Consider the following 22,059-nt stretch of genomic DNA (forward strand, 5'->3'; position numbering starts at 1 on the left):
GTTATGCTTGCAACGCGTCTGCTAGACGGTTCAATTTCGACTTTACGGAACCATCAATTACTGTATCACCGGCATTTATTACCATTCCAGCGATCAGGGCAGGGTCCACGTTACAATTAAGCTTCACTTTACGTGCCAAACGTTTTTCCAAAGATGCTACCAATTCATTTGTTTGGGCATCAGTCAGCGTAGATGCTGAGGTTACGTCCACTTCTACTTCTTTGTCGTAATCCGCTTTAAACGCATCAAACAAAGTAGAAATTTCAGGCAACGCGGCTAAACGTTTATTCTCAGCCAAAACCTTTACTAGGTTTTGACCGTGTTCGTCGAGTTGCTCACCACACACATTATTAAAAATGTCGGCTAGCGTATCAGCGGCGATAGCACCAGTTAGTAACTGGTGCATATCTTCATTTACTGCTACTTCACCTGCGAAGGTGAGCATTTCTTGCCATTTTGCAACGGCATTTTTCTCGACAGCAAAATCGAAAGCAGCTTTAGCATAAGGACGAGCAACAGTAGTCAATTCAGACATGGCTCATCTCCCAATTAAAGCTCAGCGACAAGTTTTTCAACAATGTCGTTTTGTGCGTTAGCATCGATTTCACGTTGTAAGATTTGCTGTGCGCCAGCTACTGCAAGTGCAGAAACCTGCTTGCGCAAATCTTCTTTGGCACGATTGCGTTCAGCTTCAATCTCGGCATAACCAGAAGCGATAATTTTTTCGCGTTCCGCATGACCTTTTTGCGTTTCATCGTCAACCAATTGGTTGGCACGCTTTTTAGCCTGCTCGATAATTTCAGCTGCTTGCGCTTTCGCATCTTTCAATTGCTCAGTAGCTTTCGCTTGAGCAAGCTCTAGGTCTTTCTCTGCACGTTCAGAAGCTTCAAGCCCATCGGCAATTTTCTTCTGACGTTCTTCAATCGCTGCCATCAGTGGAGGCCATACATATTTCATGCAGAACACCACGAACACAGCGAAGGCGATTAATTGACCTATAAAAGTGGCGTTAAAATTCACAATCGCCCCTCCTCTTAAAGTTCGCTAAAAAAGTGTTTAGTAAAATTAGGCACCAACAGCGAACAATAGGTATAGAGCGATACCAACACCGATCATCGCGATGGCGTCGATAAGACCCGCTACGATGAACATCTTAACTTGTAGTTGAGGTGCTAGTTCAGGTTGACGAGCGGCAGATTCTAGGAATTTACCACCTAGTAGACCGAAACCAATAGCGGTACCTAGGGCACCAAGACCAATCAGTAGTGCAACAGCGATGTATAACATTTACGTCTCCGATTTAAGTTAAATTTAAAGTTAATGTTTAAAAGTCAAACTCTGTAAAAACGGTGCCGATTAAAAACCAAAACCGACACCCGTTAATGCTTAGTGGTCTTCACACGCCAGGCTTAAGTACACGATGGTAAGCATCATGAAAATAAACGCTTGAAGCGGAAGTACCAGAATATGGAACACAGCCCACATGAAGTGTAGTGGAAGCTGGAAGTAGCCAATTGTAGCAATCAAAATGAAGATTAGCTCACTGGCATACAAGTTACCGAACAAACGCAGTGCTAGTGAAAGCGGACGCGCAAGCAAAGTAACGGTTTCAAGAATAAAGTTCACCGGAATAAAGATAGGGTGACCGAAAGGCTGCATAGTCAGTTCTTTAGCAAAACCGCCTATGCCTTTCATCTTGATTGAATAGAAAAGAATAAGGATAAACACGCCTGAAGCCAGTGCGAACGTTAAGTTAAGGTCAGTGGTTGGAACTGCCTTGTTGTAAACGTCGTGTGGATCCATGCCAAAAGCCGCCTGGCCGATAAGACCAGATACCCATGGAATGAGATCAACTGGCACCAAGTCCATAAGGTTCATTAGCAATACCCATACAAAGATAGTTAGCGCTAATGGCGCAATAAGTGCGCTCTTACCGTGGAAAGTGCTTTTAACGTTGTCGTCAACAAACTCAACAACAAGCTCAACAAACGCCTGCATTTTGCCAGGTACGCCGGTTGTCGCTTTTGAAGCAACGCTTCTAAAAATGATTAAGAAAAGAAGACCAAGACCAATAGACCATGCCAGTGTATCAACATGCCATGCCCAAAAACCGGCGTCAGAACACGCTTTGTTAAAAGCAATTCCGTTGTCAGTTGAGCACATGGTGGCATTGGTCAAGTGGTGCTTGATGTATTCTGAGGTAGTGTATTCAGATGCCATTGTTTAACCCAAGTTGTAAAGTGTAAAAATTTGGTGACTGGTTCTACTGTCTCAATCGGTCGATTACGTTGTTTTAGTTATCGCAACGCCTCGCGTTGTCTTTATTGTTTCGTACCGTAATGAAACATGGCTAGCCCGTGGCTAGCGGTTGTAATCACAAATGCCATGAAAATCTCTAATGGCGCGGCGTTTAAACCTTTAAAAGCAATTACAAATAAAATGATTGTCAGTGCCAGCTTCAATTTTGAGCCTTGGCTAAAACTCCGTGCAACAAGGTCGTTTTTACTCGCACCCGCATATCGAAACGCGAAAGCCATAAAAACACTATTGGGCAGGATACTGATTAGAGCGCCTGCTGCTGCCGACATGGCGGAATGACTTCCTCCTGCAGCACCTGCGATGACCGTAACGAATAGGGCCGTGACAGCCTGAAAAAGTAGCCCTTTTTTTGCGAGGTCTATCCCGCGCTTCGCTAACTTGTTCGTCACTTTTACTCGCAGCTTGTTCACGTCTTACAAAAAGCGTCAGAAGTATACTGTTTTACCGACAATTTTCAACAGTACAACGCTTTTTGAAAGTTATTCTGAAAATTTTCTATTGCTATAACCGGAAAGGAGAGTGTCCGCTGCTAGTGTCGGACAGCATGTCAATTGCGGGTAGGCAAGGGAACCACTTCGGCCGTTATTAATATAAACTATTGAATTTTAGAGATAATTCCATCTAATTGTTCAAGGTCACTAAAACTTATCGTTAGCTTACCTTTGCCTTTAGCGTTATGGTCGATGACCACAGGCGTGCCTAAATTTTCTGAAAGCCGAGTCATAAGATTTTGAACATCAGGATCAACTTTCTTCTCAGGCTTTGGCTTCGCGGGCTCTAATAGCTTTTTAACGAGCTTTTCAGTATCGCGAACGGTAAGACCTTTACCCGAAACCACTTGCGCTGTTTCTGACTGAGTTTCGCCTTCTAAAGCTAAAAGGGCGCGGGCATGTCCCATCTCAATATCACCGTGCTCGACTAACAGTTTTACATCATCGTTTAGATTGTTCAGACGAAGTAGGTTAGTTACGGTTGTACGAGATTTACCCACCGCTTCTGCCACTTCTTGATGAGTTAACGCAAATTCGCTCATTAAACGGTCTAGCGCCTGAGCCTCTTCCATTGCATTAAGATCTTCACGCTGAATATTTTCGATAAGAGCAATAGCAACGGCAGCTTCATCAGGTACGTTTTTGACTAAACACGGCACCTCGTCTAGTTGTGCTAATTGTGAAGCGCGCCAACGACGCTCACCGGCAATAATTTCATAACGGTGTTCATCCACTTTTCTCACAACAATCGGCTGAATAATGCCCTGTGCCCGAATAGATGAGGCTAATTCTTCTAATGCCTCAGGTGACATGTCTTTACGAGGCTGATATTTGCCTGGCACTAAGTATTCAATAGGGAGCTTGCTTAACTCACCGTTGGTTGAATTTACCTCGGCGGCATCTTGTTCTTTTTGAGCAGATGATTGGCTGGTTGCGAGTAGCGCATCTAAACCGCGGCCAAGGCCTCTTTTACGTGCTGACATAGTGTCCTCTATGGCATGTGCTGATGGTATTCAGCTTATTGTGTTTAACTAGCTTTTGCCTGTTTAGGCGATGTCTTGTCCCTACGGCGCAGTATTTCACCGGCCAATGCTAGGTAGGCTTTAGCACCTGTCGATGACTTATCATAGTACATCGCTGGCGTACCGAAGCTCGGCGCTTCAGCTAGGCGAACATTGCGCGGAATAACCGTACGATAAACTTGTTCACCAAAGTGGCGCTTCAATTGTTCTGAAACGTCGTTAGCAAGGCGGTTGCGCGGGTCGTACATAGTACGCAATACGCCTTCAATCTTCAATTCAGGATTCACCACTGACGCTAATTTTTGAATGGTATCCATAAGGGCCGTAAGACCTTCAAGTGCATAGTATTCGCACTGCATGGGCACCATTACCGAATCAGCTGCAGCTAGGGCGTTCACGGTTAATTGGTTAAGTGAAGGCGGGCAGTCGATAAAGACAAAATCGTAGTAGTCCATAACTGGCTTTAGCGCATTGCGAAGCCTTACTTCACGAGCAAACATTTCCATCAGCTTAATTTCTGCTGCGGTCACGTCACCGTTCGCAGCGATGAGGTCGTATTTGCCGCTTGTCGCTTTAACGATGACATCGTTAATGGGTTTCTCTTCAACTAACAACTCGAATGCCGTAGATTCAACGTCGTATTTATCAACGCCGCTACCCATGGTGGCATTGCCTTGTGGATCGAGATCAATCAGCAATACCTTGCGTTTGGTTGCTGCCATTGACGCTGCCACGTTAACTGCGGTGGTTGTCTTCCCAACACCACCTTTTTGATTCGCGATCGCGATTACCTTAGCCACGTTAGATCCTGTTTTCGTCTTTTTCTATTTTTCGGCTATTTCTTTTTTAGCCAAACCAGATGTCGTTCGCCTACTAAATTTGGCACAGTGAGGTTTTCCGTCTTACTCACATGGAAGTGATCACTCACTTCTTCTATTTCATCTTTTGGAAACTGACCTTTAAGCGCCAAAAATTGTCCTTCAGAATCTACCAGATGCTGACACCAGTGCAACATATCTTTTAGCGAAGCGAAAGCTCGACTTAGCACAATATCGTAAGGTCTATCGCCATTGTGCTCTTCTACGCGGCTTTGCACAGGAGTCACATTAGTTAAACCAAGCGTATGCACACATTGGGTCATAAACCGTACGCGTTTGCCTAATGAATCAAGTAGCGTAAAAGATTTATCTGGAAACGCGATGGCTAACGGCATACCTGGAAGGCCAGGGCCTGTACCAACATCAATGATATTGTCACCCTCAAGAAAGGGGACAATCGCTAACGAGTCCAGAATATGTTTTACCATCATTTGCTTTGGATCCCGAACGGAAGTGAGGTTATACGCCTTATTCCATTTATCCATGAGCAGCACATAGTCAATTAACTGCTGCTGTTGCTTATCACTTAAATCTAGTGAAAGGGCATCAAGTCCAGAAACCAAAATGGTATGCAATTCTTGCTGTATCGTCATTGAAAAATCTGTCTGTTCGCGTTGAAGTCTTAAGCTTAACTTAGTCTTTGACATAAACATTAGCGGCGAACCGCAATCTGTTTTATGTATTTGTTACACTTCCATCGCCGCTAATCATTACGACTTATTCACGTACGAATCAAATGTACGTTAAGTAAAAGCCGCACGACGCTAGTGAAGAGGAACAATAGAACTGTATGGTAAGCACCTAGTTTTTCTAGCTTTCGCATAGCTAAGGCAATTATGACTAGCATAATACGCGAATAAACAGGAAAAACTAAGCGCTGCGAGTAGCCTGATGAATTAAGCGCGTGTTTTACGCACTAATTTTCTCTTGCTTGCGTAACATGCCGTGTTTTTTAAGATAAACCAGCAGTAAAGAAATGGCCGCCGGGGTAATGCCCGAAATGCGCGACGCTTTACCAATAGTTTCCGGTCTGGCTTCGGTTAATTTGGCAACCACCTCATTCGACAGGCCAGAAATCTTGCTGAAATCCATATCAACCGGCAACAATGTATTTTCGTGTCGCTGCGTTTTCGCAATTTCATCCATTTGACGGGCAATGTAGCCAGCGTACTTAATTTGAATTTCTACTTGCTCTGCAGCAATCGGATCTTCAAGACCTGGGCCAACACTCTCAATTTCCATTAACTGACTGTACGTCATTTCTGGTCGGCGTATCAGTTCTTCAAGAGAATGTTCTCGACTCACCGGATTTTTCAGCATGGTATTGAGTTCAGGTGTAGCTGCATGATCAGGGTGGATCCACTGTCCGCGAAGGCGCTGTAGTTCACTTTCTACCGCTTCCATCTTGTCGTTAAATTTCGCCCAGCGCGCATCATCAACAAGACCAATCTCTCGGCCCATCGCGGTTAAGCGGCTATCGGCATTGTCTTCACGAAGCAGAAGTCTGTATTCAGCACGGCTAGTGAACATGCGGTACGGCTCTTTCGTACCCATGGTGGCTAAGTCGTCGATAAGTACGCCCATGTATGCTTGGTCTCGGCGTAAAATCAACGGGTCTTTTTCTTGAACTTGTAGCGCTGCGTTCGCGCCCGCTACTAAGCCTTGCGCACCCGCTTCTTCATAGCCAGTGGTACCGTTAATTTGCCCTGCAAAGAACAAACCTCGGATGAACTTAGTTTCCAATGTTTGCTTCAGATCACGTGGGTCAAAGAAATCATATTCAATCGCATAACCCGGGCGAACAATGTGCGCGTTCTCAAAACCTTTGATCGAGCGAACAAGATTCATTTGCACATCAAACGGCAAACTGGTTGAAATACCGTTTGGATAAACTTCAATGCTGTTTAAGCCCTCTGGCTCGACAAAAATTTGATGCGAAGTCTTGTCGGCAAAGCGTGTGATCTTATCCTCAATGCTTGGGCAGTAACGCGGACCAATACCCTCGATAACCCCTGTAAACATGGGTGAGCGATCTAATCCACCGCGGATGATATCGTGAGTTTTTTCATTAGTATGCGTGATGTAACACGGGATTTGCGTAGGGTGCATACTTCTATCACCCATAAACGAGAATACCGGCGTTGGATTGTCACCAGGCTGAGGTTGCATCACAGAAAAATCTAACGAGCGTGCATCAAGTCTTGCTGGCGTCCCTGTTTTTAAACGCTCAACGCGAAATGGAAGCGCACGAAGTCTTTCTGCAAGAGCAATAGACGGAGGATCGCCCGCACGACCGCCGCGATAGTTCTCAAGACCAATGTGAATGGTACCGCCAAGGAAGGTGCCTACTGTCAGCACGACTGACTTAGCTTTAAATTTCAGGCCCATTTGCGTAACAACGCCACACACCTGATCGTTTTCAACAATGAGATCGTCAACGCTTTGTTGAAACAAAGTTAGGTTTTCTTGATTTTCTACAATGTCACGAATGGCGTTTTTATAAAGCGTTCTGTCAGCTTGTGCACGAGTAGCACGTACCGCTGGGCCTTTTGAAGAGTTCAGTGTTCTAAATTGAATTCCACCTTTGTCGATGGCCAGAGCCATAGCACCGCCTAACGCATCGATCTCTTTTACAAGATGCCCTTTCCCGATCCCGCCGATTGCTGGGTTACAGGACATCTGACCGATCGTTTCGATATTGTGAGTTAGCAAAAGCGTATTTGCTCCCATGCGAGCAGCTGCAAGTGCCGCCTCTGTACCTGCATGTCCACCACCTACAACGATGACATCAAATGCTTCAGCATAAAACATGGTTAAACCTCACTATTAACTTACGATAAGCCGATTAAAAACTAATTTTTTCACGCAGAGACTGCTGAAAAAAGGGCGCGTATTTTATCTGACTTATTGGATAAAGAAAATGATTAAATTTTCCTCAAAACCAGTTTTTGAAAAGGTGTGATCGAATTATAAGATCTTAAGATCTCTTTTAGATCTGTTTATTTTTACTTTTATTAGGATCATGAAGATCTGTGGGTAACCGATCAAAGCACATTAAGATCATCAAGTTACGCGATCAATAACATTGGGAAACCCCGATCAATAACCCTACCTCAAACTTGTGTATAAATGGCCTTTTTATCCACACCCCGAATCCTTTGAAAAGTTATTCTTTTTTCGATCAAAGCTTATGCACAGTGGTTTGTAGGATCCTATCCACAGGGGTGATCAAGATGTGATCCAACTGGGGATAAAATGTTTGTTATTTATGTATTGCGATCAAAAGATCGTGTAATTACGTGCGTTATAGCGCGATCACATTGTGGAGGAGATCTTTTCCAAAAGCTGTGATTAGATCGTCCGATCACATTGATGTGTCTTTTTAAAAAAGTGCGTAACTTTATTAACAACGAAATTATTTTCTTCAAAATTAGCTATTTCTGACAATAAAAATATCAGCACTGTCCAAAATACAGTCACATTTTAAACCATAATGTGAAGCAGTAAGGTGATTTAATCGTATGAATTAACGGGATCGATGTGTGTATCTACGTATTGGAACAGTATTATGTGGTTAAACCAGAGATCAACAGATTGATTGATCCACTATCGATTAACACAGACTGTGAAGAGAATAAGCGTTTCTAAAAGATAAAACGAAGAATGGGCAATGGATTAAAAGGGCGTAAACCAGGTGCTGTTAGCGCACCTGGTTAGGTTGATAGCGTGGCTGTGCAACAGAGCCTTGCATATCCTCTTGTTCGATAGTTAGGCCTTCACGGCGGCTTGGGCCTTGGAATCGCACTTTGTACGTGTCGTACTCTTTAATCGATTCGAAACAATAACGGCCAAGGGCATTTTCAAGTTCGGCCAAGTTGTGATTAGTGATTAAGATACAGTTTTTCTTGTTCACTAAGCGCTGCCGTAGCAAGTTCCCAAACCAGCTCTGTGCGTTTTTCTTAAGTGCAGACTCGTTGACACAGACCTCATCTAAAATAAGCAAATCTACGTCTAAAAGCTCTTGGTTAATTTCTCTGAAACGCTGACTAGCATTATCGGTAGCAGAGAAATCAAAAGAAAAGTTGCGCATTTCGAGCAGAGTTGAAAGCTGACGGTATAGCACAGAGATCTCATATTGCTCGATAAGTTGATGGGCAATAGCGCCTGCAATATGAGACTTACCGCGACCATAATCGCCGTAGAAAATCATCATATGAGAGCCACTTTGGCGCCACGCTGGATCATCATGAGCTGCAATAAACGACTGTGCGATAGAAACCGCTTCTATGACATCGTCACTGTCTTCCACTAAGTTGGCAAACGTCCACTTTGGATTTAAGTCAGAACGGCCATGGATAGCTTCTACACGCGCTTTCTTACTGCGCTGCTGTAGTTGTGACACTTCCTCGTTAGCTTTCGCTTCATACTGCTTGCGCAGCGTTTTGTAGTCGATGTACTCACCATTGGGATCGACATCTTTTTTAAGCGCTTTGGCAAGATTAGCAATTTTGTCAGTTATACGATCCATAATGAATTAACTCTTCTTTGTTGCGGCATACTTTTCCACCAGCTTTCTAGCATTATCATCTGCTTCTATGCCGGCTGCAACTTTCACTTGCTGCGTTCCTACCACTTTTGTTGGAGCATAGCCTGAAGCCAAGCGCTTTCGCTTGATATTGTTGGCAAATTTTTGCGTCCATTGAAATTCGCTAAATACAGAACTTGGTCTTCCCAACCAGTAGGCGATGAATTCACCCACCTCATTGTCATCAAATGTCTTATCAATGATACCGAGTAGCGAGGCCATCTCTTCAAACAGCGCTTTATTAGGTGTCCAATTGGCTGTCATTGCACTATGCCGAGCATGCAGTTGATCGAAGTCTGACTGGGGCTCGCTTAGAAGTGGAAGAAGCAGGGTTTTTCCATTAATCGTGTGTTCAAGATCAAGTTCGATGGGCAGGGCGACCAACCCCACTTGTTCAAGCTGCTTCACCAAGCTATTGATCTGTCGGCCACGCTGATAGGGTTCTTCTTTGTCGTCGCCGTTTAGTAAATTTAATAGCTGCTTGTAATCAATAGGCGCAGACGATGTGGTTGATGAATTTGCACCTATTCGAAGCCCTAGTAAATAAAGCACCCGGCAATCGTTAGAAAGAGGAGATTGCAACGCCGCTAGTTCAGCTTGGGTAAGATTGCTGTTCATAGTGCAATGTCCACATTGATGGTGTTGTTAAGCATTGGCCAGCTTTTCTTCAAACCATTCTACTGCAGGATCTTCAGGAATAGGATGTTCAAGCACATCAATGTAAAGGGCATCAGTGATTAATGTACCACCTGCGTTTTTTATCTGCTTCTCCATTTCTTTCGCACCGAAACAAAAGGTGTCGTAGCTTGTGTCGCCCAGTCCAATAACGTAGGCGTTCACTAAGCTTAAATCAGCATTTTCTAGCTGTTTTGCAAACGGTTGGATATTGTCAGGTAGTTCGCCTGCTCCATGGGTAGACGTGCACACGATCCACGTTGACTCTGTTTTTATCTCGTCCAGATTAGGTTCAGCGTGAATAGTGTGGGTGTGCCCGCTCGCATCAAGCTTTTCCGCAATGGCATCTGCCACGTATTCTGCGGCGCCTAACATGGTGCCAACGATGATTTCAAAATGCTTGCTCATTATTGGGTTGCTTCTCTATTTTCGATTATCGTCTTAACGTAAGTAAGTCTTATCCGTTAGGTTATTCACCTTCTTACTTATCACTTTGTTTATTACGCTACTTGCCGATACAGAATGATGAAAAAATCTTGCCAAGGAGATCGTCGGATGTGAACTCACCGGTTATCTCACATAGCGCTTGATGAGCCAAACGTAACTCTTCAGCCAATAATTCACCGGCCATGGCGTCATGTAGCTGCTGTTCACCAGTGCTTACATAGCTGTAGGCTTGATCAAGTGCATCTATGTGTCGTCTTCGCGCAATAAACTGACCTTCGGTGGTCGTATCAAAGCCCATTGTTTTTGCCAGATGTGCTTTTAGCGTATCGACACCGCTACCTTCTTTGGCTGATAAGTTGATAACCGAGATATCGCCTTGTTCGGTAGCAACCTTACTTTGTCCGATATCTAAGGTACTTAAGTCCGCTTTATTGCGAACTACGGTAACGGGAATGCCTTGTGGCAAGCGCGCCATAAATTCTGGCCAAATCTCGTAAGGGTCGATAACTGACGTTGCGGTAGAGTCTACAACAAACAAAACATGGTCAGCTTCGTTAATAGCTTGCCACGCACGTTCAATGCCTATTTGCTCTACTTTATCTGGGCTTTCACGAAGACCTGCAGTATCGATAATATGCACCGGCATACCATCAATGTGAATGTGCTCTTTTAATACATCGCGTGTAGTACCGGCGATATCAGTAACAATAGCGCTATCACGTCCTGCTAGGGCGTTTAATAAGCTCGATTTACCCGCATTAGGGCGCCCCGCAATCACTACCTGCATACCTTCGCGCAGCAAGGTTCCTTGTTTAGCCTGCTCGCGCACTTTAGTAAGACTCTGCATGATGGCGCTCAAATCACCCGATACTTTTCCATCAGACAAAAAGTCGATTTCTTCTTCAGGAAAATCAATGGCGGCCTCTACGTACATACGAAGGTGTACGATTTGGTCGGATAGCGTTTGAATTTGTGTGGAAAACTCACCCTGCAGTGAACGCAGCGCACTTTTGGCTGCCTGTTTAGAGCTTGCATCAATCAAGTCGGCAATCGCCTCTGCTTGCGCAAGGTCTAATTTATCATTTAAAAAGGCTTGTTCACTGAATTCACCGGGGTTGGCAAGCCGGGCATGGCCCGTTGCAAGCACGGCATCAATCAGCATGTCCATCACTACCTGGCCTCCATGGCCCTGTAACTCAAGCACATCCTCTCCGGTAAAAGAGTTTGGCCCTTTAAAAAACAGTGCTATGCCCTGGTCTATTACGCTGTTGTTAGCATCAACAAACGGCGTGTAGGTCGCAAGACGTGGTGTTAGTGCGCTTGGTACTAGCGCCTCTGCGATGGCTTTAGCCCTAGGACCTGAAACACGCACAATACCTACCCCGCCACGGCCGGGCGCTGTCGCTTGTGCAGTAATAGTGTCGGTAGAAAGGGTGAGTGATTCCATAATTAGTCGCGGAAGTTCTTAAATTGGAAAGGTTGGCCTAAGTTCGACTCTTTAACCAGCGAAATTACTTGCTGTAAATCATCGCGCTTCTTCCCAGTTACGCGAAGCTCTTCACCTTGAATAGCGGTTTGCACTTTGATTTTGGCATCTTTAACCAGCTTTACAATTTTCTTTGCCGTGGGCTGCTCAATACCTTCCTTAAACGCAATGGTTTGGCGATAGGTTTTACCGTGAGCGTCATAAGGCTTCACATCCATTGATGAGGTATCTACATTGCGCTTAGACATCGCCGTTCTAAACATACTTTCCATTTGCTGAAGTTGGAATTCAGCCTCGGCTTTCATAACCACGGTTTTATCTTTGTATTCAAAGCTGGCATCGATGCCGCGAAAGTCAAAACGCGTTGATAGTTCGCGGCTGGCGTTCTCGGTGGCGTTACGAACTTCTTCCATGTTGATTTCTGAAACAATATCAAATGATGGCACAGGTTAATCCTCTATCTTTTAAGACAAAACAGCCCGCATAGGCGGGCTGTATAATTAATTGATCAGCGTGTTATTTACTGCTGATGCCCCGCTTCTCCATGGAAGCATAAATCATTTTGGCTTGAACCAAGGTAATCACGTTACTGACTAGCCAGTATAGTACCAGACCTGCAGGGAACCACAGGAAGAACACACTCATTGCTACCGGCATCCACTGCATGATTTTTTGCTGCATTGGATCAGTAATGGTGGTTGGCTGAAGTTTTTGCAATAGGTACATACTCGCGCCTGTTAGAATAGGCAGTACAAAGTATGGGTCTTTTGTAGAAAGGTCAGTAATCCAGAGCACAAAGTCTGCATGGCGTAGTTCAACACTTTCCATCAGTACCCAATAAAGGGCTAGGAAGATAGGCATTTGTAGAAGAAGGGGTAAACAGCCGCCCATCGGGTTTACTTTTTCTTTGCGGTATAGCTCCATCATGGCTTGCGACATTTTCTGTCTGTCATCGCCAAAGCGGTCTTTAAGCTGTTGCATCTTAGGTGCTAGGTTGCGCATGCGCGCCATTGATTCATATTGCTTCTTGGTTAGCCAGTACATTGCGCCTTTCACTACAATAGTGATAAGGATAATTGCCACACCCCAGTTATTAACTAAGCTATGTAGGAACGTAAGAAGGGCAAACAGCGGTTGTGAAATCCAAAATAAAATGCCGTAATCAACAGTCAGGTCTAAACCGCGAGCAATCTTGGCAAGCTTATCTTGGTCTTTCGGGCCCATGTATAGGGTAGACGCAATAGTTTTAGTTTCACCTGAGGCAACGCTTTCAGAAGGTGATAATACACCAATGACTGCGTACTGATTTTTCAAGTTACGTGAATAAAGCGTATTGGTTTGTTCTTGTGAAGGTACCCATGCTGACACAAAATAATGCTCAAGCATGCCTACCCAACCCGCTTTTGTGGTTTCACGAAGGTTGTCATCTTCAATCTCGTCAAACGAGTATTTCTGATAGCGGTCATCTTCCGTTGAATAAGCGGCACCACGGTACGTTGGCATAAACATGTTGCCGTCGTCTTCAAATTCCATCACTTGCTTAAGCTGCGCGTACGGCTGAACCGTTGCTGCGCTGCCGGTACCATTTTCAACGCTATAGCTTACGTTTACGTCGTAATGACCTTTAGTGAAAGTGAAGGTTTTGGTGATAGCCAAGCCCTGATTGTTTTTCCAAGTAAGAGGAATAACAAGGGTGTCGCCCGTCATTTCATAGAATTCACTTTGCGCGTTGTAAACAGGGCGGCCACTACTGCTTGCATCTGGACCTTGTGCGCCAATAAGACCGCTTTGGGCAACATATAGACCATTGCCAGAACGAAGCAGGCTGTAAGGTATGTCTGAACCTTGCTCAACTGGAAACTTAAGTAAGTCTGCTGATACTACATCACCACCTAACAAATCGATGCGTAAATCAAGCGTATCGGTTTTTACTTCAATAATACGGTTTGTGTTTTGCGCCGCAGCAATAGGCTGTGCAGCGGGCACGCTATCACTGCTAGGTACATCTTCACTACCATTGTCATCAAATGAAGGCACACCTTGTGATGTTTCTTGCGTTTGTTGTTGCTCAACAGGCACAACTGGCTGCGGCCCATAATCTTTTTGCCATGATTGCCAAAGCAAAAAGCTAACTAGCGCAAGGCCAATTATCAGAAAACTACGTTGCGATTCCATAGAGGTCTCTTTATTTTGAGTGTTTATCTTGTTGTTTTTCCGGCACTGGATCATATCCGCCGGCATGCAAAGGGTGGCATTTTAATATGCGTTTAATAGATAACCAACCGCCTTTTACTAATCCGTGTGTTTTTAATGCATCTATAGCATACCAAGAACAAGAAGGATGAAAACGACATCGTTGCCCTAATACAGGGGAAATGAACCATTGATAAAATTTTATCAAGGCCAAAGGCACAGCAATTAAGAGTTGCCGCAACGCTTGTTTAATTTTTTCCATAGCTTGTCCAATGTAGCGAAAACTTCTTGGTTGCTAAGGTTGTCAGCGCCTGACTTGCCAATAACGATAATATCAACATTGGGTAAGTTGTGCTGCTTATGCCGAAAACTTTCTCTGACTAATCGTTTTAATCGATTTCTATCGTGCGCTTTACGAATACGTTTTTTAGCGAGCGTAATACCCAAACGAGGATTAGAGAGTGTATTTTTTCTAGCTAGAACAGTAAAAGAGGGGGATACAGCAGGGGTTGCGTCATCAAACACATAGGTAAAGTGGGTGGGAGTTAACAGACGTAACTCCCTTGAAAAATTATTCTCACCCACTTTTGGCGTCTTTCTAATTAAGCAGAAAGACGAGCGCGGCCTTTTGCACGGCGAGCTGCTAGTACTTTACGACCATTTTTAGTCGCCATACGAGCACGAAAACCGTGAGAACGCTTGCGCTTTAGATTGCTCGGTTGAAATGTTCTTTTCATGACCAAAGTCTCACTTATATTTAGTTAAACATAGGCGTTTTTGGTAACACATTATACTGTTGCCAGAACAATGTGGTGTTTTCACCAGAAAAGCCCATCGAAAAAGGACGCTGAATTCTAGAGATCTCGGGGCCTGCTGTCAATGGATATTCTTGCTTTTCGGACGAATAAGTGAACAATTTATGCTGTTTTTTGAACGATAACATTGTTTTTTACACAATTTAGTTGTGAATAACGCATAAATTTGACTCAGGTTATCCACAGCGGATTGTGAAAAACAAGACATTAGATGTAAATTGCAAGGTGATCTAACGGTTTTCTTAGTGAAATTTAGAATGATTTTTTCTTCTTATAGTTACATTTGATCTAAAGGTTAATGTCTTTAAATTCAATAGTTTAATATTTTGATCGAAAAGATCGATCGGGATCACCATTTACATTGTGTTGATAACGTAAGATAATCCACAGCGATTAAAACGAAAACTTAAATTTCTCGCTGCTACTCTACACCTCCAACGCTATTTTCTTCTAATGGCGCGCTTCAGTGCCTGCTATTCTATGCTTGGCTTTCAAAAGAGGGTGGTTTTTAGCGAGTTACGGGAGCTAACAACGTACCATGTCCTTGTGGAACCAATGCCTTGAAAGACTGCGTCAAGAACTACCTACGCAGCAATTTAGTATGTGGATACGACCGCTTGTTTGTGAAGAGCAGGGCGGTGTTGTAGCACTATACGCTCCTAATCGTTTTGTGCTTGATTGGGTAAGAGACAAGTACCTGAATAATATTACTGCTCTCCTAAGGGAATTTGCTGGAGCCGATGCACCTCAGTTGCGTTTAGAGGTAATGAGTCGCAATAGCGTAAACCGTTCTCTGCCGGCTACGGGTAATGCTGCTGGTTCAGTGCATAGTTCAAACGGTGATAGCTACACCAATAGTTCTACTACTGTAAATTCTCCGAATCACGGACATAATTCAAATTACAGCGCGCCACAATTTACTAACCGCAACGACGAGAGCCAGGTTCAGCATTCATCGTATCAGCGTCAGCCCACCATACCTCAAAACGGTAATGTGGCTAGCGGTAGCGATCACTTTAATTATAAAGATCAAAATAAGGATCTTGGTGCTTATTCACAGCAAGCTGATCAGAATAATACTGCTGCAAGAAATGTAGATCCTAATGGTCAGAATCATTACGGAAATCATGCGCCACGATCGTCAACGCCGCCAAAGGTGATCCCGATCCCTGAGGCGATGAAACATAAAAGCAATATTAATCCGACTTATCAGTTTGATAATTTCGTCGAGGGTAAATCTAACCAACTGGCACGTGCGGCGGCGACTCAGGTTGCCAACAACCCCGGTGGTTCTTATAACCCATTGTTTATATATGGTGGAACAGGTTTAGGTAAAACTCACTTATTGCATGCGGTAGGCAATGGTATTGTGGCAAACAATGGCGATGCCAAAATTGTTTACATGCATTCTGAGCGCTTTGTACAAGATATGGTTAAGGCGCTTCAAAACAACGCTATAGAAGATTTTAAACGTTTCTATCGAAGCGTCGATGCGCTACTTATCGATGATATTCAATTTTTTGCAAACAAAGAGCGGTCGCAGGAAGAGTTTTTCCATACATTTAACGCGCTTTTAGAAGGTAATCAGCAAATTATCTTAACCTCAGATAGATATCCAAAAGAGATTGATGGGGTAGAGGATAGATTGAAGTCGCGATTCGGCTGGGGTTTAACAATTGCTATTGAGCCACCTGAGCTTGAAACCCGGGTTGCAATTTTGATGCGTAAAGCGGCTGAAAACCGCATACATTTACCTAATGAAGTTGCATTCTTTATCGCTAAGCGTTTACGCTCGAATGTACGTGAGCTGGAGGGCGCATTGAACCGAGTTATTGCAAATGCGAACTTTACGGGCCGCCCTATTACCATTGATTTCGTACGTGAAGCCCTACGCGATTTATTAGCGCTTCAAGAAAAATTGGTGACCGTTGATAATATTCAGAAAACTGTCGCTGATTATTATAAGATAAAAGTAGCTGATATTTTGTCTAAACGCCGTAGTCGTAGCGTAGCACGTCCTCGCCAAGTAGCGATGGCGCTGGCTAAAGAGCTAACTAATCACAGCTTGCCTGAATTAGGTAATGCGTTTGGTGGGCGAGACCATACTACCGTTTTGCATGCGTGCAGAAAAATAGAGCAGCTAAGAGAAGAAAGTCATGATATAAAAGAGGACTATAAGAACCTCATTAGGACTTTGTCTTCCTAACAACACGACTTTAGAGGCGAGATAGCACTGCGATGAAATTTTCTATAAGCCGCGAACAATTTTTACAACCCCTACAATTAGTGTCAGGTGCTGTTGAGCGTCGACACACGTTGCCAATTCTTTCTAACGTTCTTATTAAAGTTAGTGAGGACGCACTTTGGCTTACCGGTACAGACTTAGAGGTTGAACTAATTTCTAGTGTAAAGCTAGAGGGCGAATTCACCGAAGGTGAAATTACTGTTCCAGCTAAAAAGCTGTTTGATATTATCCGCGGTATTTCTGAAGGAACAGACATTCATTTTTCCTTAGACGGAAGCAAAGCGCTTATTCGTGCGGGTCGAGGTCGCTACACTCTTTCTACGTTATCTGCTAACGACTATCCTAATCTTGAAGATTGGGAAGGTGAGGTCGAATTTGAATTAACGTGCAGTGACTTAAAACGTCTTATCGACGCAACCAGTTTTTCTATGGCGCAACAAGATGTGCGCTACTATTTAAACGGTATGTCTCTAGAAACTGAAGAGAACATCATTCGAACCGTTGCAACTGACGGACACCGTTTAGCCCTTTGCCGTTTGAATTATGAAACTGCGTTACCGGCTCGCCAAGTAATTATTCCTCGTAAAGGTGTATTAGAAATTTCTCGTCTTATTAGCGAAGATGACAAATCGCTTAAAGTACAAATTGGCGCCAATCACCTACGCATATTCTCAAACGATTTTATTTTCACTTCAAAATTAGTAGATGGTAGGTTCCCAGACTATCGCCGTGTTTTGCCTCAAAATGGTGATAAGGAAATTATTGCGAGTAAGGCTGTGCTAAAAGAAGCATTTTCGCGAGCTGCAATATTATCCAATGAAAAGTTCAGAGGTGTACGATTAAACCTCTCTTCCGGTGAACTCAAAATAACCGCAAATAACCCAGAGCAAGAAGAAGCGGAAGAAATCGTTGATGTTCAATATCAGGGCGATGATTTAGAAATAGGTTTCAATGTTGCCTATCTTATAGATGTACTGAACGCGTTAGGGTCTGATGGCGTAAAAGTAAGTCTGTCTGATTCCAATGCGAGTGCGCTCATTGAAGATGATGCTGATGATGCCGCGTTATATGTAATTATGCCAATGCGACTATAGTTTACTCTATAAAAGTATTTGCCCATTTTTCTTGTAACGGCTGTATTTTGCTATCTACATATTCAATCCAAGAAGCGATAAGTTTAGTTATTTATCGCTTCTTTTTTATCTTTAGTGTGGCCTCATGAAACTGGACCGTGTCCAGATTACTCAGTTTCGTAATCTTACTTCCGTAACGCTTTCTCCTTCACCATCCTTAACAATAATTAAAGGTGCAAATGGCAGTGGAAAGTCATCACTAATTGAAGCGCTTTATTATCTAGGTTTTGGTCGTTCTTTTAGAACGAATAAACACAACTCAGTTATTCAAAATGGGCAAGACAACTTTAGTGTTTTTGCTTCCTGTAAAACTGAAGCAGAAGAAAAATTGAAGATCGGCTTTCAAAGAAGTAGAAACGAAACATTTACCTGTAGTATTGATGGCGAACATTCAAATAAATTGTCTGACTTAGTCAGCTTAGTTCCTATTCAACTTTTTACGCCTCAAAGTACAGATCTCATAATTGGCTCGCCATCTGAACGTCGGCGTTTTTGTGATTGGGGGTTGTTTCACGTGGAACATCAATTTCAATCTCTTGCTAATCAGTATGGTAAGTTTTTAAAACACAGAAATGCTTTATTAAAGCAGCAAGCTAACTTGTCGGCACCACAAAACCAATATTGGGAAACTCAGTTTTCCGAACTGGGAGAGAAGTTAACGTCTACTCGCCAAAGCTATGTCGATAGACTTACACCTATTTTTAAACAGTATGCAGAAGAATTTCTTCCAAACTTTGATGTGGAATTAAGTTACTATAAAGGGTGGGAAAAAGATGTCGCTTTATCAGAAAGCTTAGTTAAAAAACGCGAGTATGATGGTAAAATAGGACATACCTCTTCTGGGCCTCACAAAGCAGATTTAAAGCTTAAAGTGAATGGTGTTAATGCCCAAGAGCTTTTATCGAGAGGACAGCTTAGAATGGCTGTGGCTGCATTACAAATGTCACAGACAAAGCTTTTCAATTCGGCAACCCAACGGAAAAGTATATTTCTACTTGACGATGTAGGTGCTGAGTTAGACGCAGATAAAAGAGAACAATTTATTGATGGGTTGCTCGAAATGGATACGCAGGTTTTCGTTACTGCAATTGAGTCCTCGCAACTCGCATTTATACAAAAATACAACGAAAAGAAAATGTTTCACGTGGAACATGGAAGCGTGAAAGAGGAGTAAAAGCTAGTATGTCAGAAGAGAACAACTACGACTCGTCCAGTATTAAAGTACTTAAAGGATTAGATGCAGTAAGAAAGCGTCCGGGTATGTATATCGGTGATACTGATGATGGTACCGGATTGCACCACATGGTATTTGAGGTGGTCGATAACTCTATCGATGAAGCACTGGCGGGACACTGTTCTGAAATAACTGTGCAAATCCATAGTGACGGATCAGTTTCTGTGTCTGACGATGGACGTGGTATCCCTACAGAATTACACCCTGAAGAGGGTGTGTCTGCAGCTGAAGTTATTATGACGGTGCTTCACGCAGGCGGTAAATTCGATGACAACTCATATAAAGTTTCCGGCGGTCTTCACGGCGTTGGTGTATCGGTAGTAAATGCACTTTCTAGTCGATTGAAGCTGCGCATTCGTCGCGCTGGTAAAGCTCATGAGCAAGAATACCAACATGGTGTTCCACAAGCTCCTCTTGCAGTCACTGGCGATACAGACAAAACAGGAACAATGATTCGTTTCTGGCCAAGCTCTGATACATTTACAGATACACTGTACCACTACGATATTCTTGCTAAGCGCCTTAGAGAGCTTTCATTCCTGAATTCTGGTGTATCAATTCGTTTGAAAGACGAACGCGACGGTAAAGAAGACCACTTCATGTACGAAGGTGGTATTCAAGCCTTTGTTGAATATTTGAATGAAAAGAAAACGCCTGTACATCAAAAAGTGTTTCACTTCGCCAGCGAGCAGGAAGATGGCATTGCTGTAGAAGTTGCAATGCAGTGGAACGACAGCTTCCAAGAAAATGTTTTCTGTTTTACCAACAACATTCCACAGCGTGATGGTGGTACTCACTTAGCAGGCTTCCGTGGAGCGTTGACGCGTACGCTGAACAACTATATGGAAAAGGAAGGCCTGAATAAAAAGGCTAAAACCAACGCCAGTGGTGATGATGCTCGTGAAGGTCTTACAGCTGTAATTTCAGTAAAAGTACCTGACCCCAAATTTAGCTCACAGACAAAAGATAAGCTTGTATCTTCTGAAGTTCGTCCTGCGGTTGAATCTGCGATGAATGAAAAGCTTGCCGATTTCCTATTAGAAAACCCAGCTGAAAGTAAGATTATTGCAGGTAAAATCATCGATGCTGCGCGAGCGCGTGAAGCTGCTCGTAAAGCACGTGAAATGACACGCCGTAAGGGCGCACTAGATTTGGCTGGTCTGCCAGGTAAGCTTGCTGATTGCCAAGAAAAAGATCCTGCACTGAGCGAACTATACATAGTGGAGGGTGACTCAGCGGGCGGTTCAGCCAAGCAGGGTCGCAACCGTAAAAACCAAGCTATTTTACCGCTTAAAGGTAAAATCCTTAACGTTGAGAAAGCACGTTTCGACAAGATGCTTTCTTCACAAGAAGTTGCAACGCTTATCACAGCATTAGGCTGTGGTATTGGCCGTGACGAATATGACCCAGAAAAGCTACGCTATCACAGCATCATTATCATGACCGATGCTGATGTGGATGGCTCTCACATTCGTACGCTTCTACTAACGTTCTTCTATCGTCAAATGCCTGAAATCATCGAACGTGGTTATGTTTATATTGCTCAACCTCCGCTTTATAAGGTAAAGAAAGGTAAGCAAGAACAATATCTAAAAGACGATGATGCTTTGACTAATTATCTTACAGGTATCGCTATTGATGGGGCATCATTGCACACTAGTGATGACGATCCAGGCATCAGCGGTGTAGGGCTAGAAAACCTAGTTAAGCAATATCAGTCAGTAGAAAAAATGATTGCCCGTATGAAGCGCAAAATGCCTTCAGCGATTCTTTACCGTATGCTGTACACGCCTACGCTTAACCTTGAAGATCTGAAAGATGAATCAGCTCTAGAGCACGTAGCGAAACACTTCGTAGAGCAGCTTACAGAGCGCGAAAACGATGGTGCAACGTACCGTTATGAAATTCGTACTGACGCAGAGTTAAGCGAATACTACATTACGATTATCATGCGTATGCACGGTATCGATTATGAGTACATTATCGACCATGAATTCATTGAGTCGTCTGAGTACCAGCGTCTGAAAGAACTTAACTTAGCTATCAATGATATGATGGGTGTAGACGCTTACATTAAGCGTGGTGAGCGTAAGCAGCCAGTAGAGTCTTTCAAAGACGCTTTAGAGTGGTTAATGAATGAAGCGAAACGTGGACAATACATTCAGCGCTATAAAGGGCTAGGCGAGATGAACCCGGAGCAGCTTTGGGAAACGACCATGGACCCTGAAAGCCGTCGTATGCTTCAAGTTACTATTGAAGACGCTATTGGTTGTGACCAGTTATTTACAACGTTAATGGGCGACCAAGTAGAGCCGCGTAGAGAATTTATCGAAGCGAATGCGCTGAAGGTAGAAAACCTAGACGTGTAGTAGATAAAACCTGCTGAAAAGAAAGCGACCACATGGTCGCTTTTTTTATGTCTAGAGTACGAGAAAATGAGTGATAAAAGACAGTAACGTTACAGTGTGTTTACCGTAATGACGTAATGAATTAAATAATTAATGATATATGTAAAAAAAATGCCGCTTCAATGCGG

The 22,059-nt window shown here is 43.5% G+C and carries 22 protein-coding genes; 4 read left to right on the top strand and 18 right to left on the bottom strand.

Translation table 11 applies throughout. The features are described 5' to 3' along the window. Window position 1: 1 nt before the first annotated feature. The 18 genes from atpH to rpmH all read right to left on the bottom strand — a co-directional run bounded on the left by atpH (window position 2) and on the right by rpmH (window position 14,833). Window positions 2-535 (bottom strand): F0F1 ATP synthase subunit delta, encoded by a 534-nt coding sequence (gene atpH / locus ACXAGK_RS14435; protein WP_025257159.1) that lies wholly within the window; start codon window positions 533-535, stop codon window positions 2-4. 14 nt (window positions 536-549) lie between these two features. Beyond that, on the bottom strand, window positions 550-1,020 hold the full coding sequence (gene atpF, locus ACXAGK_RS14440) for a F0F1 ATP synthase subunit B (RefSeq protein WP_269917846.1): 471 nt from the start codon (window positions 1,018-1,020) through the stop codon (window positions 550-552). A gap of 45 nt (window positions 1,021-1,065) precedes the next feature. After that, the gene (atpE, locus tag ACXAGK_RS14445) at window positions 1,066-1,287 is read right to left on the bottom strand and encodes a F0F1 ATP synthase subunit C (RefSeq protein WP_012520222.1); all 222 of its coding nucleotides are present in this window, start codon (window positions 1,285-1,287) and stop codon (window positions 1,066-1,068) included. A 99-nt stretch (window positions 1,288-1,386) separates the two neighbouring features. Next, window positions 1,387-2,220, bottom strand: coding sequence for a F0F1 ATP synthase subunit A (atpB, locus tag ACXAGK_RS14450; RefSeq protein ID WP_012520223.1), 834 nt, complete (start codon window positions 2,218-2,220; stop codon window positions 1,387-1,389). A 101-nt stretch (window positions 2,221-2,321) separates the two neighbouring features. After that, on the bottom strand, window positions 2,322-2,708 hold the full coding sequence (locus ACXAGK_RS14455; RefSeq protein ID WP_474803345.1) for an ATP synthase subunit I: 387 nt from the start codon (window positions 2,706-2,708) through the stop codon (window positions 2,322-2,324). 206 nt (window positions 2,709-2,914) lie between these two features. After that, window positions 2,915-3,793, bottom strand: coding sequence for a ParB/RepB/Spo0J family partition protein (locus ACXAGK_RS14460; RefSeq protein WP_118491049.1), 879 nt, complete (start codon window positions 3,791-3,793; stop codon window positions 2,915-2,917). 44 nt (window positions 3,794-3,837) lie between these two features. Further along, on the bottom strand, window positions 3,838-4,632 hold the full coding sequence (locus ACXAGK_RS14465; protein WP_474803341.1) for a ParA family protein: 795 nt from the start codon (window positions 4,630-4,632) through the stop codon (window positions 3,838-3,840). 35 nt (window positions 4,633-4,667) lie between these two features. Continuing rightward, complete coding sequence (gene rsmG / locus ACXAGK_RS14470; RefSeq protein WP_474803338.1) at window positions 4,668-5,303, bottom strand: 16S rRNA (guanine(527)-N(7))-methyltransferase RsmG; 636 nt, start codon at window positions 5,301-5,303, stop codon at window positions 4,668-4,670. 316 nt (window positions 5,304-5,619) lie between these two features. Then, entirely contained in the window at window positions 5,620-7,521 is a 1,902-nt protein-coding gene (mnmG, locus tag ACXAGK_RS14475; protein ID WP_474803335.1) for a tRNA uridine-5-carboxymethylaminomethyl(34) synthesis enzyme MnmG, read from the bottom strand. Window positions 7,522-8,410: 889 nt separating this feature from the next. After that, window positions 8,411-9,238, bottom strand: coding sequence for an ATP-binding protein (locus ACXAGK_RS14480; RefSeq protein WP_071960318.1), 828 nt, complete (start codon window positions 9,236-9,238; stop codon window positions 8,411-8,413). 6 nt (window positions 9,239-9,244) lie between these two features. Next, window positions 9,245-9,913, bottom strand: coding sequence for a DnaT-like ssDNA-binding domain-containing protein (locus ACXAGK_RS14485; protein ID WP_474856753.1), 669 nt, complete (start codon window positions 9,911-9,913; stop codon window positions 9,245-9,247). 27 nt (window positions 9,914-9,940) lie between these two features. Beyond that, the gene (gene mioC, locus ACXAGK_RS14490) at window positions 9,941-10,378 is read right to left on the bottom strand and encodes an FMN-binding protein MioC (protein WP_474856754.1); all 438 of its coding nucleotides are present in this window, start codon (window positions 10,376-10,378) and stop codon (window positions 9,941-9,943) included. 97 nt (window positions 10,379-10,475) lie between these two features. After that, the gene (gene mnmE, locus ACXAGK_RS14495) at window positions 10,476-11,864 is read right to left on the bottom strand and encodes a tRNA uridine-5-carboxymethylaminomethyl(34) synthesis GTPase MnmE (RefSeq protein ID WP_474856755.1); all 1,389 of its coding nucleotides are present in this window, start codon (window positions 11,862-11,864) and stop codon (window positions 10,476-10,478) included. Window positions 11,865-11,866: 2 nt separating this feature from the next. Further along, window positions 11,867-12,349, bottom strand: coding sequence for a YajQ family cyclic di-GMP-binding protein (locus ACXAGK_RS14500; RefSeq protein WP_334014123.1), 483 nt, complete (start codon window positions 12,347-12,349; stop codon window positions 11,867-11,869). Window positions 12,350-12,419: 70 nt separating this feature from the next. Further along, entirely contained in the window at window positions 12,420-14,078 is a 1,659-nt protein-coding gene (gene yidC / locus ACXAGK_RS14505) for a membrane protein insertase YidC (protein WP_474856756.1), read from the bottom strand. Between the two features lie 10 nt (window positions 14,079-14,088). Further along, window positions 14,089-14,337, bottom strand: a complete 249-nt coding sequence (gene yidD / locus ACXAGK_RS14510) for a membrane protein insertion efficiency factor YidD (protein ID WP_474856789.1) — start codon at window positions 14,335-14,337, stop codon at window positions 14,089-14,091. Next, a complete protein-coding gene (rnpA, locus tag ACXAGK_RS14515; protein ID WP_334059820.1) occupies window positions 14,322-14,681 on the bottom strand; it encodes a ribonuclease P protein component in 360 nt (119 codons plus the stop codon). The genes yidD and rnpA overlap by 16 nt, the downstream gene beginning before the upstream one ends. A 17-nt stretch (window positions 14,682-14,698) precedes the next feature. Further along, window positions 14,699-14,833, bottom strand: a complete 135-nt coding sequence (gene rpmH / locus ACXAGK_RS14520; RefSeq protein ID WP_014290886.1) for a 50S ribosomal protein L34 — start codon at window positions 14,831-14,833, stop codon at window positions 14,699-14,701. A gap of 616 nt (window positions 14,834-15,449) precedes the next feature. Here rpmH and dnaA point away from each other — a divergent pair. The 4 genes from dnaA (at window position 15,450) to gyrB (ending at window position 21,892) form a co-directional block, all read left to right on the top strand. Continuing rightward, window positions 15,450-17,117: a chromosomal replication initiator protein DnaA gene (gene dnaA, locus ACXAGK_RS14525; protein ID WP_474856757.1), complete on the top strand. Its 1,668-nt coding sequence runs from the start codon at window positions 15,450-15,452 to the stop codon at window positions 17,115-17,117. Between the two features lie 32 nt (window positions 17,118-17,149). After that, window positions 17,150-18,250, top strand: a complete 1,101-nt coding sequence (gene dnaN, locus ACXAGK_RS14530) for a DNA polymerase III subunit beta (RefSeq protein ID WP_474856758.1) — start codon at window positions 17,150-17,152, stop codon at window positions 18,248-18,250. A gap of 124 nt (window positions 18,251-18,374) precedes the next feature. After that, window positions 18,375-19,463 carry a DNA replication/repair protein RecF gene (gene recF / locus ACXAGK_RS14535; RefSeq protein ID WP_474856759.1) on the top strand — a complete coding sequence of 363 codons (1,089 nt, stop codon included), beginning with the start codon at window positions 18,375-18,377 and terminating at the stop codon, window positions 19,461-19,463. 8 nt (window positions 19,464-19,471) lie between these two features. Continuing rightward, on the top strand, window positions 19,472-21,892 hold the full coding sequence (gene gyrB, locus ACXAGK_RS14540; RefSeq protein WP_474803310.1) for a DNA topoisomerase (ATP-hydrolyzing) subunit B: 2,421 nt from the start codon (window positions 19,472-19,474) through the stop codon (window positions 21,890-21,892). Window positions 21,893-22,059: the final 167 nt, after the last annotated feature.

This window comes from Alteromonas sp. ABM1_013, assembly GCF_056160505.1.

What these genes read in the sequence shown, in the direction of transcription:
- atpH (WP_025257159.1), bottom strand. Translation starts at nt 535, where the DNA reads ATGTCTGAATTGACTACTGTTGCTCGTCCTTATGCTAAAGCTGCTTTC.
- atpE (WP_012520222.1), bottom strand. Translation starts at nt 1,287, where the DNA reads ATGTTATACATCGCTGTTGCACTACTGATTGGTCTTGGTGCCCTAGGT.
- atpB (WP_012520223.1), bottom strand. Translation starts at nt 2,220, where the DNA reads ATGGCATCTGAATACACTACCTCAGAATACATCAAGCACCACTTGACC.
- ACXAGK_RS14460 (WP_118491049.1), bottom strand. Translation starts at nt 3,793, where the DNA reads ATGTCAGCACGTAAAAGAGGCCTTGGCCGCGGTTTAGATGCGCTACTC.
- rsmG (WP_474803338.1), bottom strand. Translation starts at nt 5,303, where the DNA reads ATGACGATACAGCAAGAATTGCATACCATTTTGGTTTCTGGACTTGAT.
- mnmG (WP_474803335.1), bottom strand. Translation starts at nt 7,521, where the DNA reads ATGTTTTATGCTGAAGCATTTGATGTCATCGTTGTAGGTGGTGGACAT.
- ACXAGK_RS14480 (WP_071960318.1), bottom strand. Translation starts at nt 9,238, where the DNA reads ATGGATCGTATAACTGACAAAATTGCTAATCTTGCCAAAGCGCTTAAA.
- ACXAGK_RS14485 (WP_474856753.1), bottom strand. Translation starts at nt 9,913, where the DNA reads ATGAACAGCAATCTTACCCAAGCTGAACTAGCGGCGTTGCAATCTCCT.
- mioC (WP_474856754.1), bottom strand. Translation starts at nt 10,378, where the DNA reads ATGAGCAAGCATTTTGAAATCATCGTTGGCACCATGTTAGGCGCCGCA.
- mnmE (WP_474856755.1), bottom strand. Translation starts at nt 11,864, where the DNA reads ATGGAATCACTCACCCTTTCTACCGACACTATTACTGCACAAGCGACA.
- yidC (WP_474856756.1), bottom strand. Translation starts at nt 14,078, where the DNA reads ATGGAATCGCAACGTAGTTTTCTGATAATTGGCCTTGCGCTAGTTAGC.
- rpmH (WP_014290886.1), bottom strand. Translation starts at nt 14,833, where the DNA reads ATGAAAAGAACATTTCAACCGAGCAATCTAAAGCGCAAGCGTTCTCAC.
- dnaA (WP_474856757.1), top strand. Translation starts at nt 15,450, where the DNA reads ATGTCCTTGTGGAACCAATGCCTTGAAAGACTGCGTCAAGAACTACCT.
- dnaN (WP_474856758.1), top strand. Translation starts at nt 17,150, where the DNA reads ATGAAATTTTCTATAAGCCGCGAACAATTTTTACAACCCCTACAATTA.
- recF (WP_474856759.1), top strand. Translation starts at nt 18,375, where the DNA reads ATGAAACTGGACCGTGTCCAGATTACTCAGTTTCGTAATCTTACTTCC.
- gyrB (WP_474803310.1), top strand. Translation starts at nt 19,472, where the DNA reads ATGTCAGAAGAGAACAACTACGACTCGTCCAGTATTAAAGTACTTAAA.